Below are 17,682 nucleotides of genomic sequence, written 5' to 3' on the forward strand. Positions count from 1 at the left end.
ATTCTTCCAGTTCTAACTATGTTAGATTTAATTATTTAGGGAAAAAATGAAAAAAATTAATTTTTTTCGTAATTTTTACTATAATTAATTTACAAAAAATTTATTTTTTGTTTAGGAGGGAAATTTATGTCAACCAGATCGGTAAAGGCAAAAAAAGTACTAGGTTGAGCAATTGCAACAGCAGCACTGACTGGCTCAATACTTTTAACCATTATTGCCATAAAAGCACAAAATACTAAAAAGACGAGTGATGAGCAATTTCTTAATAGTCTAAAAATTGAAGGTAAGGATGTTGAGAAAATTTATGCTTCTGAGGCCAAAGTTACAAATGTTAAGTACGATACGAACTCAGATTATGAAATTAATGTGCTTCCATTAGAAGGGTCAAATGATTTTACTTCAACAGCATATTACAAGATTGAAGTAACAAATAAGAAAACAGGTAAGATGTTATCAAGGATTGTTCCTGTAACAGGTTTTAAAAAATTTGAAGAAGAGAAAATTATTGTAAAAGGTTCAAGGCAATTTGACAGTAAAAGAAAGATGATGGCATATCTTGATGCAATTCCAAAGAACAACCCAAATGAATTGCGAAAATTTATTGAACGAGAAAAACATTTCATTTTTACAAAAGTGCCAAGTTCATTATCTGTAAGTTTCAAGGAATATTTAGTTGCACAATCTAACAATCAAGAAATTGTGAGAGTAACTTTTGTTCTAAATGGTTTAGTATCAAATGACACTTTTGCCAATAACACTATAAAACAGGCGAAAAAATCATTTAACAACCAAGAAAAAGTGTTTGAATTTAAACTAAGTGATTTAGTTAATCAATCTACAACAAATACAGAAGAACAAGCAAGACAAAGACTAAATGAACTTAGGGAAAAATATATACTCTTAAAAAATGAGACAACAGATGCTAAAAATGAAGCATTAGTTCCATTTATAGATAAGTATGAAAACACATTAACTTCAATAACAACTCATATTGCAGAAATTGATGCGATTTTGAATGATACAACAAAATCAGCATTAGATAACTATGAACAACTTGGTGAAAAATATGAAGCTGATCTTCTTGCTAAAAACAAGATTGATTTGGAACAAGATATCAATAAAACTGAAGCATTAAAGGATAAATATGCAGGTGAAGTTGCATATCAAACACCTATTAATGAAACAGTTGAAAAAATAAATGAAGCAAAAGCAAAATTATCTTCAAACAATATTCATGAGATTATAAGTGAGAAAGAAAAAATAAACGAAGCTAAAACTTCATTAACAGAAGCATTAACAAATATTTTAAAGAGTGAACAAAGGAAAGCACAAAATGCAACATTCAACTCAAGTGAATATGATTATTTAATTGCTGACATTAAATCGAGAAGGGCAACACCTGATTCATCACTTAGCGAAGCTGATATATTAACTAAAATTGAGAAACTTGAACAACTTTTAAAATCATCGCAAACAATTGACACTATTAAACCTAGTGAAATTTCAACAGCAAGTAACTCTTTATCTTCTGACCTAATAGTCTATAAAACAGCCTTAGAGACAAAATATAATGCATTAAAAGAACAAGCTAAAAAACTATCTTTTGAGAAAGATTCAATTGAAAATATTATAAATTATCATTCTAATAAGATTGATGATACTACAACATCAAAAGAAAATGTACAAGCTCAAATTGACCTGTTTAAAGCAATTTTAAATAATCCTGGTTTTGAAGCAAAATATAACGATTTGGAAAAAGACAAAAATAAACACAAAGCTACATTTGAAGGTAATTTAACAAAAGCAAATGAATTGATTGAAATTCTTGATGAAGGATTGAGCTATTATACAGATTCAAAAAACAAATTAGAAGAAGTTAAAGCTAAAGTTTTAGAATTTGTTAATCAATTTAGCGCAAAAACAACATCAATTGGCACAAAAGTTATTAATTCATCATTAATTGACCTAAACACATATGTTGAAGGTCAAAAAACTGCTATCACAACAGCCCGTGAAGGTAGTTATAGAACAATTGCATCTTCTATTAAATCAAAATATGAAAATACAGAAATATATAAAGAATATATTGCTTCTAATTTAACAGCATTAACAAATGCAAGCACAATTGAAATTGATGCTTGTTATCAATTAATAAATAAGCTTTATGAATTTGATCTTAATTTAAGTAAAAAGAATCCTACATATGGAACAAATGTTAAATGAGATCTAAAATTTGCTGAAGAATATGCTAATGAATTTTTAGCAAAACAAAATGCAGATTTTACTAATTACTTCTTATTAGATGATCATTACAATGAAGCACTAAACATAATCTTAAAAGCAAATAATGTTATTAATGCAATTCATGAAAAACACGCAAAAAGCATGGACGATAAACAAGAAAATATTTATCGTGTATTTTATGAAAAAATATTAGCTATTTATAAGCAACAAATTAAAGAAGCAAATAAATTTGTTGCTGATAATTTAGCTGATGCAAAAACAAGAAGAGAAGAGGCAAAAAATAACTTTAGCCAAAACCTAACAAAAGCAGAAGCATTGATGACAATGATTACTGAAGATGGTTATACATCTGTTGATCAATTCTACAAAGCATTCGAGTCTGCAATTAATGAAGCAAAAGCATTGGAATTAGATAAAGCTAAACTTAACCAAATTAGAGAGCAAGCTAAAAAAATAGAAGAAGCAACTAAGTTAGCAACAGAAAGTTACAAAAATTCGCTTCTAGATAAAGCTAGTCTTTACAAAGCAATAATTGAAAGAAAATATGCGGAAGTTAGTTCAGCTGAACTTGTTGACATTTATCCACAAACAAAACAATTAATTGAAACATATCTTACAGAAATTAATACTGAACTTAACAAACAAAGTCATGAAATTAATGATCTTAGAGCATTAGTTAAGAAACTTACTGAGTTTAATGACAAGTATGATGAAACAAGCAAGAAGGAATTTGACGAATTTTCTAAAAAATTTGAAGAAGAGTTCAAGAAATTAGAAAAGAATAAAAAAGACTACAAGAAAGAAGAAGTTTCTAAACTCGGTAAAGGTAAGTATCAAGATAGTGAATTACCACTTGATGACTTTTTTGGTGCTAATTCAACATATGAAGAAGCAAACAAATATGTAACAGCATCAACTCACAAGGACCAATATGCTGTTTCAAATACAAAAGCATTACTTGTAAAAATTAAGAAATCATTAACTGATATTGAAACAAAAGTAAGCACATATGAGTCAAATTGAGACTTAGCTAAAACAACTCTTGAAGCTACAGTTGCAAAAATTGAAAAGTATATTAATGAACATCCAAGTGCATCAAATATTGATGATTTAAAAACAACTCTCCAAGAAGTTAAATCAGAAATTGATGCAACAAAAATTGAAGAAGTTAATTTAACAAAACTTAAAGAACTTAATGAGAAGTTAAATACTAAGTACCAAAATTATCTTTCAACTGCCGATGTTTTATCTGCATCAATTGAAAAACTAAAAAGTGCAATTGAAAAAGTTGAAAATCATATTAAAGAGAGAAAAAACCTAGACAATATTGATGATAGTTATTACACAAACTTGATGTCTAATAACAAGATTCAATATAAAGATAAGGCAACTTCAACAGAGTCTGAAAAATCTCTACAAGAAGTTTTAGATGCAATGAAAGCACTTTTAACTTCTAGTGACAAAGAGGCAATTGAACACAATACAACATATGCAGATACTTTAATTAGTAAAATTGAGGAAATTAGAACCCAAAATTTAGTTAGTGTGCAAAATGAAATTAAGACTAAACTTGAAGAATATAATACGCTTAAACAAGAACTGGCAACATTAGATTCGAAAATTTATTATGAAGCACAAATTAATAGTCTTGAAGCCAATACAACAGCTCATAGCGATGCTGATGCAATTTCTAAATTAAGCAAAGATGACTTAAAGAAAAAGAGCCAAAAAGAAGTTAGCGATGTTAAGGAAAAGATAAGTCAACTTTATCAGTCATTAAAACAAGTAAAAGATGATCGTGAAACTGTTGTTGAAAGAGCCAAGATTGAAAGTACAAATAATATAACTAAAATTAAAGTTTTAAATGAAGAGTTAGAAATTCTTGGATTGAATTCAACTACATATCCAAACTTTAACACAGAAGTACTTCCAATTAAAAATGCCACAACAGAAAAAAATAATGAAATTTTAAGTGCGATTTCATCTAAGTCAAATCAAGAAATAACAACAGCAATTAATGAAGCGGAAGCAGCTATTAAAGCTCTTGAAGAATGAATTAAAAATTACAAGACAAAAGTTAAACAAGAATTATATGAAAACATTGCAAAAATCAAGAAACTAGGCAAATACATTCAAGATAATTCAACAAACTTAACATTACCAACTGATTATACAAGCAAGTTAAACAAGATTGAGAACAACGTTTCTAGTGACAATCTTGAACAATTAAAGTTAGGTTTAACAACTTCAAGAGAATTAATTAAGCAATTAGAAGACTTGATTAAAGCAAAAACACAAGAAATTAGTGCCAAAGCTAAAACGCTTAGTGAAGAAATTGAAACTGAAAAAGCTGAAGATGACTCTTGAATGTCACCTGCTCAAAAAGAAGAAATTAAGCAGTTATATGAAGCATCAAAAGAACTATTTTCTTCAATAAAAGAAGCTGGTACATCGCCAGAGCATACAAAAGGTCAAGGTGTTGACCAAGTAAGTAGAAAAATTACCGAAGCACAAGCTAAACTTGAAGAAATTAAACGTAAAAAAGAAGAATTTAAGAACTCACGTACAAGTTCAATTAGTGAATTAACTGATTTAATGAATAAATTACTTCAAGAAGCTAAAACATTGCCAACTGATCATCCAAATTATGTTGATGCAGCACATTCATCAATTACTTCAATAATTAACTATCACACTAACACATTTAGCAAAATAGATCAAGCTCAATGAGAAACAAAAACAAGTGCTGAAATTGAAGCAATTAAAGGTACAATTCTTAGTTATCAAACAAACTTGAATAACTATAAAGATGAAGTAGCAACTAAATATAGAACAGACTTAAAGAATGCTATTGATACAGCTAATAATAAAGTTACATCAATTACTCAAAAGAATAATGATAAAGATGGTGTTAATCAATCAAGTAATTATGATACAGCAATCAATACATATAAGAATCAAAATTTAGATCAATATCAAAAATTAGTAGATGACAACAACAAAGATCTAAGTGCTCTAAAAGATGCTCTTACAAGTGTTAAAAATTCAAATGAATTAGGTAAAACAACTGTAAATCAAGTTAATACAGAAAAATCTAAACAAATTAGTGATGAGGTTAAAAAGTATAGAGATAAATTAACTGAAATTCAAGCAAGTTCAATTTATGCAGATTTATATACTGAAATTACAACAGTAATGCATAAGGAATTTATTGCTGAACTAGATACAATTATTGCTAAATATTCAAATGATTTAGATACTGAAAAAGACTTAAAAGAATTTAGAACCGACTACGAAAAAATTCAATCTAAGCTTACTGAACTAAATAATAAATTTGAAGAACACAAAACACAAAGAGAAACATTATTAAATGAATTAGCTACAAACTATACAAAAATAGTTGAGTATGCTGCTTATTTAGATGCAGATATTAAATTACCATTAACAAAACAATTGGTAAGCGATGCACAAAATGATCTAGACGCTCATTTCAAAAAAATGACATTAACTATGTTAAAAGAGCAAAAGTCAGCAAGTGGTCAATATACAAAAGTTATCAATGAAATAAGCAAATATGATTCAGATTTAACTGCAAAATTAGAAGAGATAATTGCAGAAGTTAAGAAAACTGAATGAGAAAAAATCAAGGAAGTATTAACTAACAATCCTGAATTTTCAACTGAAAAAGCCGAATACGATGCATTATTAACAACAGAATTATTGAATAAAGCAAATAGTGGTGTACAAGAATTAAAATCAATTCTTCCACACTTAAAAACTGCCGAAGATAAACTAAGTTCAATAAATGAATTAAAAGCAAAATTGTTAGAAAAAATCAACAAGAAGTTTAATGAAAAAATCGATGAACTTAAAAACACATACAACGATACGAAAACAAAACTAGAAGAGAAAATAACAAATACAAAATATGCTGACATTAAAGCAGAACTTGAAAAAATTAGAGATGATAACAACTCAATTGGTACTGCAATCACAAACAAAATTGACTCAACATTAAATAATGATGAGTCTAATGCATATAAAGTTAGAGTTACAAATGATAATAATGAAAAGACTGTTGAAGAGTTAGATAAACTAATCCAACAAGCTAAAAAAATGAAGCAAGATTATGAAAGCAAAATTGTCGCATATGAAACAGAATGAAATAGTAAAAAAGAAGAAGTTGTAAATCTTGCAAAAGAAATTGAAGATCAAGTTAAGAGCCTAGAAGAAAAGAAGAAGACTTCTAGTCTTAATAGTGATGAAGAAAAAGCATTAAAAATTTATAAAGATGCAAAAGAAGAATACGACAATAATACAAAGAATGTAATAGACACCAAATCTAAAACAGATCTTGAAGAAACAATTAAAAAATTAAAAGAAGCAAAAGAAAAAGCTAAAGAAGCTCTCAAAAATGCTTCTGTGTCAATTCAAGCAGTTGTTGATTTAAATGAATTAAAATCAAAACTTGAAATTGATAAGACTAAACTAGAAAGCTATTCAACTCAAAGTGATGAATTTAAGAAAGCAATTGGAAATAACCTAAGTAATTTCAAAAATTACTTAACAACTGCAATTAGTGAAATTGATACATTAAAAAATAGTATTAATAGCAATGGTTTAACCACTGAAAATCAAACAAAATTAACTGAACTTAAAAATAAATATTCATCTACTCCTGAAAAGGATAAAAAAGTATTTGAATTTATTGAAAGTAAACTATTTGCTTACAACGATTTATTTAACTGACATCAAATTAATTTAACTAAAGTATCGAATACAAAACTAAAACAAAAATTAGATTCTAAATACAACGAATTCAAAACTGAGATTAGTAATTTCACTTTGCAAAATGTTAAAGATTCAAATGTTGACATTGATGATCTTACAACTAAACATAAAGCAATAGTTGATAAATGAACTATTGATGCTGAATTAACAAAAGTAAGCAAATATCTTAAATATGTTGAAGTAGCAGCTAAATTTGAATCATTAATTATGACTATCGAAAAGTCATATAATAATCAAGTTGGTGGTTATGGAGAAGTTGCTGCTTACAAACAATTTAAAGCAGAAGTTCAACAACTTAATGCTGGTAATATTTCAATTGAACAATTATTAAATAATTATGAATCTAAGAAGCAAGAAAAACTTACTAATGGAAATGTACCTGAAAATGCAGATTGATATCAAGGCGAAATAAAAAGAATTGAAGAAATTAGTGCAGATAACAATAAAAAAATTAACGATAAGTTAATTGAGATTGACAAAGCTAATATTGAAAAATTAAAAGAATTTGTCAAAGAATTAGAAGCACTTAAAACAATATATAGCAATTCAAGCATTAAATTTACAAGTTCAAACTTAACATCAATTACTAATAAAATAAATTCAATAAATGAAACTATTAATAAGAACGAAAAAGCCTTTAAAACAGAAGAATTAGTAAAATCAAAAGACCAAACAATTAAAGATAAAACCTTATTAGCATACTTTGAATTTAGAACACAAACAACAAGTAAATATAATGAACTTAATGCACTTAGTTCTAATGAATTAGTTGCAGAGGTTATGAAGTGATTGCTTGACAATGACCCTAAAGAAAACATTGTTGTTAATAAATATGTAATTGACAAATTAAATGAACTAAAGAATACTAAATATTCTCAATCATCATTTGATAATAAATTTAACCCAAACCCACAGAGTGTTGAAATTGAAAAGGTCAAGGAATTAGTTAAATATCTTGAAGATCTTGCTAAAGATTACAAAGATATTAAAGAAGAAATTGAAAAAGGTAAGTTTGAAGAACTTAAGAAATTAATTGAGTTTTACTATGAAGCTAGATACAAAGTTGAAATGGTTAAAACCAAGAATTTCAAAGAATATAAACTATTTATTGAGAACTCAGGCAAAGGTTCATTAAAAGCCATTAATGAAATTAAGAATTCAATTGATACAAAAGACAAAAAGTATCAAGATTTATTAGATAAATATTTCTATGAAAAATTGAATACATCAAATACTGCAAGAGAAAACAGTTTATTAGTAGATAACTACAATAAATATTTCATTGATGCTAACGGTAACTTATTAGGTCAAATTTCACACAGTAGTGAAGAGGACAAAATAAACAAATATCGTGCATATGCAAACATTGAAACTATCTACAAACATGCTGATACATTTGGTAATGTTGCACTTGCTAGATATATTAAGCACTCAGGTATTATGAACACATTGTTCTATGATTTAGGTAAGGATGCATCAGGGTCTAGATTTAGAACAGCAACTAACAAAGCAACATGAGATGACCAAAAATTCTTAGGTTATGATATGAGTCTGGATGAAAATATGCTTGCATACAATAAGACAAATCATAATTATAATAATGGTTATAGAACAATTATGATTGTGGGTGGTTTTGCTAAGTATGTAAGCGATCACTTAAATGACAAAAATGCTATATTCTCGTCTAGTGATAACTCACAATTATGGTCATACATATTTGATGCAAAAACTCAAACATTAGATTTTACAGCATTGAATTATGTTAAGGAATTTACTGCGAATAGTTCTAATATTAAAGTTGCTAAATATGTATTTGACTGAAATAGAGGTGAAGGTATTAGTGACAAAGCTAAAGTTGCTAAATTTAATAAAGATGACGCAATTACAAAGGAATTAAGTTACAGTGGTGTTGCAAAGTTTGGAGAATTATTTAACTTTAACAAAGTTATTATTCCGGATGGTGAATTGTTTGCTCAACAAGTTGTAATTCCATTATTAAGAGATGAAACAAAGTTCCCAGAAGCAAAAGGTCAAAAAACTACAATAATTCTTCCATCAACTGATTTTAGATATAGTTACAGAATGCAAATGTTATATAGTTACTATAAAGATGAAAAATATGTAAGTTACATTCCTAGCCCAGGATATGCATATGACAAACGCTATAAATCTCAACATATCGAATTTGTTGCTGAAAACATGCAATTTATGGCTGATACATTGTATTCTGAAAATAATCATATGTGATATAACATAACAAGAAATAAAGGTATTCTTCACCAATATTATTTCCCTATATTTAAATATCATTTCTCAAAAAATAACAATAATAATTATGTTGATATGATGAGCACATTAAAATATGTTCTTGAATCTAAATATTCTAGAGCTAATAATTCGCCATATACATATTGTTTGAATATTGATTCGTTTGATGTTTATAAGAAACATGTTATTACAAGAGATGCTAAAACAAAATATGAATCTTTAATTTATTACATTAATTCAAGAATGAGCAGTGCCAACAATAAAGAAGAGGGCGCCAAAACAATTGTAAAAGAAATAAACAATTCATTAAATACAATTAATAATAGTCCTAACACTTGTTGATCTGGTAAAGCGAATGAAACAGGTAAAACAGACGATCAAAAGCCTCACATAACATTTAGCATTGCAATATTTGATGATAAGAATAAATATGATTATTATAAAACAAGAACAAGTAATTATCGTTTCTACTTGAATGATACTAAAGCCGATATTTAATAAATTTAAAATACTTGCACACATGCAAGTATTTTATTTGCAATTTTCCTAATATGGCTATTTGATAGATTAATTATTCAATTGGTTTAGAACCATCTGCGAGATTAACTGCAGTAAATATATCCTTAATTTTTGCTTCTCCAATTGTTCTAGAAGTTAACGCTTTCAATTTATCAGTTAATTTTTGACATCATAGTCTTGCATCATTAGCGTATTTAAATCCAGCCTCGATAAATTCATTATTTTGAATTTTGTTAATAAGGTTGCCGAAATTTAACTTAACACTATCTCACAGTATTTTAAGTTGTTTTTTTTCAGAATCAGTTACATCCTTTAAAAATTCGTCTATTTTAGATGAATCACTATTAAAGTTGTTACTAATTTCATCTTTTAAGGTTAATAGAACATTGAATAACTCATAAATCATATTACCAATTGCATGGGAGTGATTGTGGCCAGTTTTAGGATCCTGAGTTCCATAAGTTGCTACTAAATATTGCTTCCCTTTTGGTTTCCAAGCACCTTTGCTCAAGTTTGCTATAACATTTGAAATTGCCTTATATTCTCTAGTAATAACACTTTCTCAATTTTCGTCTTTAATCTGTTTATTTTGCTCAATATTTATAATTATTTTATAAAAAACACTCCTTGTGTTTTCATTTTCTTCATCAAGAAAAGAATCTAACCTTCTTGAATTATTAAAAATTTGAGAGTTAACATCGTGAGCTAAATAGTGTAATTTTTCGAAGAAGTCAAAAAAATTTCTATTTTGAGTTTGATTTGAAAAGAAGGTTAAATCATTTATATGGTTAGTAATTTTAGAACTAAATTCTTTCATTAATGAATTTAGTTCTTTGCTATCCCTAACAACAATTTTAGTAAAATTACTGCCTAAAATAATATCCATCATTTCGCAAATTTTAACTATATTATCCTTGTTGGCTGAACCTGTTAAATCTAGTGATTTATCATATAGAACTCTGTCGCTATAAGCAAAAGCAAGATTTTTTTTAGAATCTTCAAGTAAGGATAAATATTCTTTAATTTCACTAACAATATGAGTATTTTTTACGACTTTATCTTGTTGTGTTGAAGTGACACAACTTGCACTTATACCCATAGGTAAACAAGTTGTTAAGGCAACAAAAGGGTAATATATTTTTAGTTTTTTTTTGTAATTAATTTTCATAAAAGACCTATTTCTACACAAAAAATTACCATTTTTATATATTTATTATATATTAAGCAGATAAAAAAGCATAAAAAAGGTAAAGTTTACTGGTGTTGTGCTATTATATAGTTGCAGCTTTGAGAAAGGCTGCCAGTGCATTTTTGTTTTTTTATCTCTTCTTCATTTTTCTAGACAAATTTGCACTGTAAAATAAATTAAGTTCTCTCATTTGTGACTAATAAACAAAATAAGACAAATTAAAATAAGTTAAAGTACAGAATTTAATATTTCTAGTTATCATTATTAAATTATCCCTTTCTATTCAATTTTCGTATCGTACTTGTTAGCTTTAAATAATTTTCATAATTATTTTTTATTTAAGGTCTTTACAAATTTAAACACTTTCATCTGTACTTTTGTGTTTATATCAATATTATTAATAATGCAGGCTAACCGCCTGTTTTTTTATTATAATTAACTCACTATTAATAATATAAGGAAGATTATGAATAAAAGCGAGATCAAAAATAAAATTGTTGAGTTAAGAGATAAATTAAATAAGTGAAATAAAGAATATTATCAAGATAATAATCCCTCTGTCAGTGATCTTGAATATGATAAGACACTGCTCGAATTAGAAGAATTAGAAAAAAAATATCCACAATATATTTATGCTGGTAGCCCGAGTTTAATATTAGGTTCTTTTGCGGACAATAAATTTAAAAAGGTGGTTCACAAAAAACCTATGCTTTCACTTTCAAAAGCATATGAGTATGCCGAGATTGAAAAGTTTGTATCTAACATTGAAAAGATTGTACCAATTGAAAATATTAATTTTTCAGTGGAGCCAAAAATTGATGGTCTTTCGATTTCACTACATTATAAAAATGGTTTCTTAAGCCAAGCATTAACTAGAGGCGATGGGCAAGAAGGCGAGGATGTAAGTGAAAATATTTATCAAATTAAATCGATTCCAAAATTTATTAACTATGATGCTGAATTAGAAGTAAGAGGCGAAATATTTTTACCAAAAGCTCAGTTTAATAGGCTAAATAGTCAATTAATAAGTGCTGGAGAAAAACCTTTTGCTAATCCAAGAAATGCAGCCAGTGGTACATTAAGACAACTCGATGCAACAATTGTTAAGCAAAGAAATCTTTCAGCTTTTCTTTATGAGTTAGTTGATCCACACAGTCATAATATCAAGACACAAGAAGAAGCAATAAATTTTTTAATTAGTTTAGGCATTCCTACAAACCCGCTTTTTAAATTAGTTGAGGTTGAAGAATTAGAAGAAGCGATTAGTTCGTTTGCAGAAATAAAAGATAAACTTGATTATGATGCAGACGGTTTAGTTATTAAATTAAATGATTTAAGATACTGAGATAAAATGGGTAGAACAGCTAAATTTCCTAAACACTCAATCGCTTTTAAATATGAAGTTGAAACAGCCACAAGTATTATCAAAGATATAAAAACAACAGTTGGAAGAACTGGGAAAATAACATATATAGCTAATTTGGAGCCGGTTGAATTAAATCAAACAATTGTAAGAGCAGCCACATTACACAATTTTAATTTTATTAAGGACTTAAACATTAATATTGGCGACCAGGTTCAAATTGTTAAAGCAGGCGAAATTATTCCAAAAGTTTTATCATTGGTAAAAAAACGCTCAGGTGACACTTTCGAGAAAGTTCAAAATTGTCCTTGTTGCAATAGTAAGTTAATTGAAATTGAGAATAATGTTGACCAATTTTGTATTAACAATCAATGTGCAGAAATGATAATTAATTCAATTTATCACTTTGCTTCAAGAAAGTCACTTAATATTGTAGGTTTAGGACTTTCAACAGTTAAGGACTTGTATAAAAATAATTTAGTTAAAAATATTGAAGATATTTTTAATCTACATTTACATAAGGAAGAACTACTTAAACTAGAACGCTATGCCGATCAAAAGGTTAATAATTTATTGAACAACATTGAAAAAGCAAAAGAGTCAACTTTTAGTAAAATCCTATTTGCATTAGGCATTAAACACATCGGTGAGAGAGCAGCAAAATTAATATCTAAGCAGTATAGCAATTTTTCCCAATTAATCTATGAAAAAGACACTTTGGAAAAAATATCAACTATAAATAATATAGGTCCTAAAATAATAGAAAGTCTAAAGGAATATTTAAATAAACAAGAAAACATCGATTTATTACTTAAATTTGATAACTTGTTTAAATATCAGAAAAATACACAAATTAATAGTGAAAAGTTAACTAATTTATCTTTCGTTATTACAGGTAAGCTAAACAATGCACGCGATTATTATATAGACTTAATTGAAACAAATGGTGGCAAAGTTTCTTCATCTGTTTCTGCCAAGACTTCATACCTTTTAGCAGGTGATGATGCAGGAAGTAAATTAGATAAAGCAAAGAAACTAAATATTAAAATAATTAATGAAGATGAATTTAACCAACTTTTAAAGTAGCATCATTTTCATATATTTTTTAAATTTTGTAAATCTATTAAATATTTTTATTTATAACTTTAATATAATTTTAAAAATTAATCAAGGAGTTATTATGAATTCAAGAAAATATGTAGTTATTGGAAATTGAAAGATGAATAAGAATTTTACAGAAACAATGGACTTTCTTTTATCTTTCAAAGAAGAATATAAAAAATTAAAGAAAAATAATAAGGAAGCTTTTGCAATTAGCCAATCAAATGATTTTGCAATTGCATTACCACATGCAAACTTATCAGCATATCAAATTAATAAAGTTAAAGAACTTAAGTTAAGTGCACAAGATGTGAGTCAAAATAATAATGGTGCTTTTACAGGTGACATTAGTGCAACAATGCTTCAAGATCTAAATGTTAGTTATGTAATTTTAGGTCACTCTGAAAGAAGACAAAATCACAACGAAAGCAATAATTTAGTTAATTTAAAAGCCAAACAAGCTTTAAACTATAACATTACACCTGTTATCTGTGTTGGAGAAAGTTTTGAACAATATGAAAAAGGTGAAACTAAGGAAGTTGTTAGAAAACAAATTGAAGAAAGTTTAAGTGGCTTAGATTATTCAAAAATAATTGTTGCTTATGAACCAATTTGAGCTATTGGTACAGGAAAAGTTGCTACCCCTGAAATTGCACAAGATGTTTGTGAATTCATTCACTCAATCACAAGCGACAAATTGGTTGTTCAATATGGCGGAAGTGTAAGCCCAAGCAACATTGCTGAATTAGCTAAACAAAAAGATATTAATGGTTTTTTGGTTGGCGGAGCAAGTTTAAATGTTGATTCGTTTATTAAGCTCATTACATTAGGAAACTAAAAATTAGTCCTTTCAGTTGGACTAATTTTTATTATTCATTTTTACAAAAAAACCTGTTTTATAGACTTATTTGAGAAATTACTAAAATTTATCTCTTATCAATTTTGCTGATTCTTCATCAATAATTATTGTCACATTATCATGACTTTGTAAAAAACTGGCAGGGCAATCTTGACTAATAGGTTTAAGTAAGGTATCAAAGATGGCTTGTGCTTTTTTAGGTCCAGTAGCCAAAAGTATAATTTGCTTACTTTTAAGAATTGTACCAATTCCCATAGTAACAGCTTTACGAGGAACATCACTCTCACAAGTAAAAAATCTTTTGTTTGCATTGATTGTACTTTGAGTTAAATCAACAACTCTAGTGATATCATCTTGTTTGCTTTCGGGTTCATTGAAAGCAATGTGTCCATTTTCGCCAATACCTAAAATTGTAAAATCAATACCCCCAAAATCTTTTATTATTTTTTCATAACTACCATTTTTATAATCTCTTTCGTACTTTTTAATATCAGGAAAGTTAATATTTTCGCGTTTTATGTTAATATGATTAAACAAATTATGATCCATAAAATAATGGTATGAATGTTCGCTTTTGATATCTAATCCAAGATATTCATCCAGATTGAAACTAATCACTTGACTAAAGTCAATTTTTCCACTTTTATAATTTTCAATTAACAACTTGTAAAGTTCAATTGGTGTTGAACCAGTAGCAAAACAAATTCGCGAATCTGCTTTGCTACTTAATTGTTTGCTAATTAAACTATATGCTTTAAGAGCAACATCTTTTTCATTTTTTTCTATAAAAACTTTCATAATTGTCCTTATTCTATCTTTTTACCATTAATATAAACGGTCATAATTTTGCTCAAATTTTTGCAATCTAACAGAACAAAATCAGCATAATAACCTTCTGAAATATAAGCAACTTTTTTTAATTTATAAGCAACAGCTGCATTATATGATGTTCACTTTACAACATTTTTTAAACTGTGCTTCATTATTAATAAATTAAGAAAAGCATCATGTAAGCAAATTGCACTACCTGCAATAGTTTTTGTGCCTTCAAGGTAAATAATATTACCTTTTTTCTCAATAGCAACACCGCCTGAATAACATTTACCATCAGGGCCATATGCAGGTCTAATTGCATCACTAATACACATAATATGATCCTCATCTAACATATATAAAGTTTGATCTAGTGTTCTTTCACATATATGATGTAAGTCAGCGATAATTTCACTATAAACAGGATACTGAACTGCGGCTTGAACTAGTCCAGGATTACGAGAGTCAAAACCAGTCATAGCATTTCAAAGATGACAAATACAATTAACACCTGATTTAAAATATTCAGCAGCTATTTCAAAACCAGCAATAGTGTGTCCAATTGAAGCCTGAATATTATGTTTTTGCAGTTCATGAACAAGTTTTTTATCAAACATTAGAGGATCAAAACTAATTTTTCTCAAAAAATTGTTTGAACTCTTAACTAGTGTTTCAATATCAGATTTTGTTGCTTTTCTTAATCACTCACTTTTGTGAGCACCCTTTTTGGCTTCACCTATAAAAGGTCCTTCAATATGTATTCCAATATTTTTAGCACCATTATTAAATTGAAGATTCATATGAGTTAGTGACCTATTTAATTCATCTCAACTTGCAGTCATTGCAGTAGGCATAAAGCTCGTAACACCCCTTAGTGCCAAATTGTGAGCTATTCTTTTTAGTGCTTCTGGACTGTCCATAACATCATCACCCATAAAACCATGAATATGTGTGTCAATAAAACCAGGAACTAAAAGATATTTGGCAATTCCTTTTTTTGGAGTTATTTTGGTAATAAATTCATCAAATTCAATGTCAGCACAATCAATAACATTATCATAATTAGCAATAAGAACATCTTTAATAATCATATTAAACCTCATTAATTTAAGTTAGTAATTTAATTATATTACTTCTATTTTTGCAAGATTAATTTATCAATCATTTAGTAAATTAATTTCACAAAAGCAAAAATAATTTGTAATTAAATTCCTATAAGGTTTTATTCTCACAAAAAAATTTAAAGGCTTTCATTTATATAATCAATCAACATTTAAATTGTTTATAATATTTATATATGTTTAATTAATTAGGAGTTATTTTACATGAAAAAAACCATTGACGATTTAGTTTTAAAAGGCAAAAAAGTTTTAATGAGAGTTGACTTTAACGTGCCTATTAAAGAAGGTGTTATTACATCAAACAAGAGAATTGTAGCTGCTTTGCCTACAATTGAAAAAGTAATTAAAGAAAAAGGTAAATTAATTTTATTCTCACACCTTGGTCGTGTTAAAACTGAGGAAGATAAAGTTAAGAACAACCTATTACCAGTTTCAAATGAATTGGCTAGATTACTTAAGAAACCAGTTTTATTTGTTGACTCAACCAGAGGTGCAGAATTAGAAAAAGCAATTGCTAATATGCAACCAGGTGATGTAATTTTGGTTCAAAATACACGTTATGAAGACCTAAACGAAAAAGCAGAAAGTAAAAATAATCCAGTTTTAGGAAAATACTGAGCTGACTTAGGTGATGTTTTCATTAATGATGCTTTTGGTACAGCACATAGAGCACATGCATCAAATGTTGGTATTGCATCAAATATTAAAGAAAACGCAGTTGGTTACTTAATGGAAAAAGAAGTTAATGCACTAACAAAAGCTATTGACAAACCTAAAAAACCTTATGTAGCAATTATTGGTGGTGCAAAGGTTAGCGACAAAATTAAAGTTTTAGAAAACTTAATTCCACTTGTAGACAAAATGATTATTGGTGGTGGAATGGCTTATACATTTCTAAAAAGCCAAGGGCATTCAATTGGTAAAAGTTTATTAGAAGAAGAATTTATTCCATTTGCAACAGAATTTCTTAAAAAATATGGCGACAAAATTCTTTTACCTCTTGACCACGCTTGTTCAACAGAATTTGCTGATGTAGCTCCAACAATTATAAATGTTGGTATTAGTGATGAATATATGTCGCTTGATTTAGGACCTAAAACAATTGAATTATTTACAAAAGCTATTGAGGGTGCTAAGACAGTTGTTTGAAACGGACCTATGGGTGTTACAGAATTTGAAAACTACAAAAATGGTACACTTGCAGTTGCTAAAGCAGTTGCTGCTCTAAAAGGTTGCTACTCAATCGTAGGTGGTGGTGACTCAGTTGCCGCTGTTCAAAAATTGAAAATGGAAGACAAATTCTCTCATGTTTCAACAGGTGGTGGAGCAAGCCTTGAATTCTTACAAGGTATTCCACTTCCAGGTGTAGAAGCTATTCAAGACAAGAAATAGTTCAATTAATAAAAAATGCGTA

7 protein-coding genes are annotated in these 17,682 nt (G+C 27.8%); 4 read left to right on the forward strand and 3 right to left on the reverse strand.

All coding sequences use genetic code 4. The features are described 5' to 3' along the window. Window positions 1–126 precede the first annotated feature (126 nt). Window positions 127–9,801, forward strand: coding sequence for a hypothetical protein (locus NPA07_RS02270; RefSeq protein WP_126117870.1), 9,675 nt, complete (start codon window positions 127–129; stop codon window positions 9,799–9,801). Between the two features lie 73 nt (window positions 9,802–9,874). Here the strand turns inward: NPA07_RS02270 and NPA07_RS02275 are convergent, their stop codons facing one another. Next, window positions 9,875–10,990, reverse strand: coding sequence for an MAG5150 family histidine triad lipoprotein (locus NPA07_RS02275; protein ID WP_126117869.1), 1,116 nt, complete (start codon window positions 10,988–10,990; stop codon window positions 9,875–9,877). Between the two features lie 487 nt (window positions 10,991–11,477). Here NPA07_RS02275 and ligA point away from each other — a divergent pair, with 487 nt between their 5' ends. After that, a complete protein-coding gene (gene ligA, locus NPA07_RS02280) occupies window positions 11,478–13,460 on the forward strand; it encodes an NAD-dependent DNA ligase LigA (RefSeq protein WP_164535710.1) in 1,983 nt (660 codons plus the stop codon). 94 nt (window positions 13,461–13,554) lie between these two features. Next, on the forward strand, window positions 13,555–14,313 hold the full coding sequence (tpiA, locus tag NPA07_RS02285) for a triose-phosphate isomerase (RefSeq protein WP_126117867.1): 759 nt from the start codon (window positions 13,555–13,557) through the stop codon (window positions 14,311–14,313). A gap of 81 nt (window positions 14,314–14,394) precedes the next feature. On the opposite strand, the gene nagB is transcribed toward tpiA, so the two are convergent. Next, complete coding sequence (gene nagB / locus NPA07_RS02290; RefSeq protein ID WP_126117866.1) at window positions 14,395–15,132, reverse strand: glucosamine-6-phosphate deaminase; 738 nt, start codon at window positions 15,130–15,132, stop codon at window positions 14,395–14,397. An 8-nt stretch (window positions 15,133–15,140) separates the two neighbouring features. Continuing rightward, window positions 15,141–16,238 carry an N-acetylglucosamine-6-phosphate deacetylase gene (locus tag NPA07_RS02295; RefSeq protein WP_126117865.1) on the reverse strand — a complete coding sequence of 366 codons (1,098 nt, stop codon included), beginning with the start codon at window positions 16,236–16,238 and terminating at the stop codon, window positions 15,141–15,143. Window positions 16,239–16,472: 234 nt separating this feature from the next. Between NPA07_RS02295 and NPA07_RS02300 the strand changes: the two genes are divergently transcribed. Beyond that, window positions 16,473–17,660: a phosphoglycerate kinase gene (locus NPA07_RS02300; RefSeq protein ID WP_126117864.1), complete on the forward strand. Its 1,188-nt coding sequence runs from the start codon at window positions 16,473–16,475 to the stop codon at window positions 17,658–17,660. Window positions 17,661–17,682 lie beyond the last annotated feature (22 nt).

It is taken from the genome of Mycoplasmopsis caviae, assembly GCF_024498215.1.
GTDB lineage: Bacteria > Bacillota_I > Bacilli_A > Mycoplasmatales > Metamycoplasmataceae > Mycoplasmopsis > Mycoplasmopsis caviae.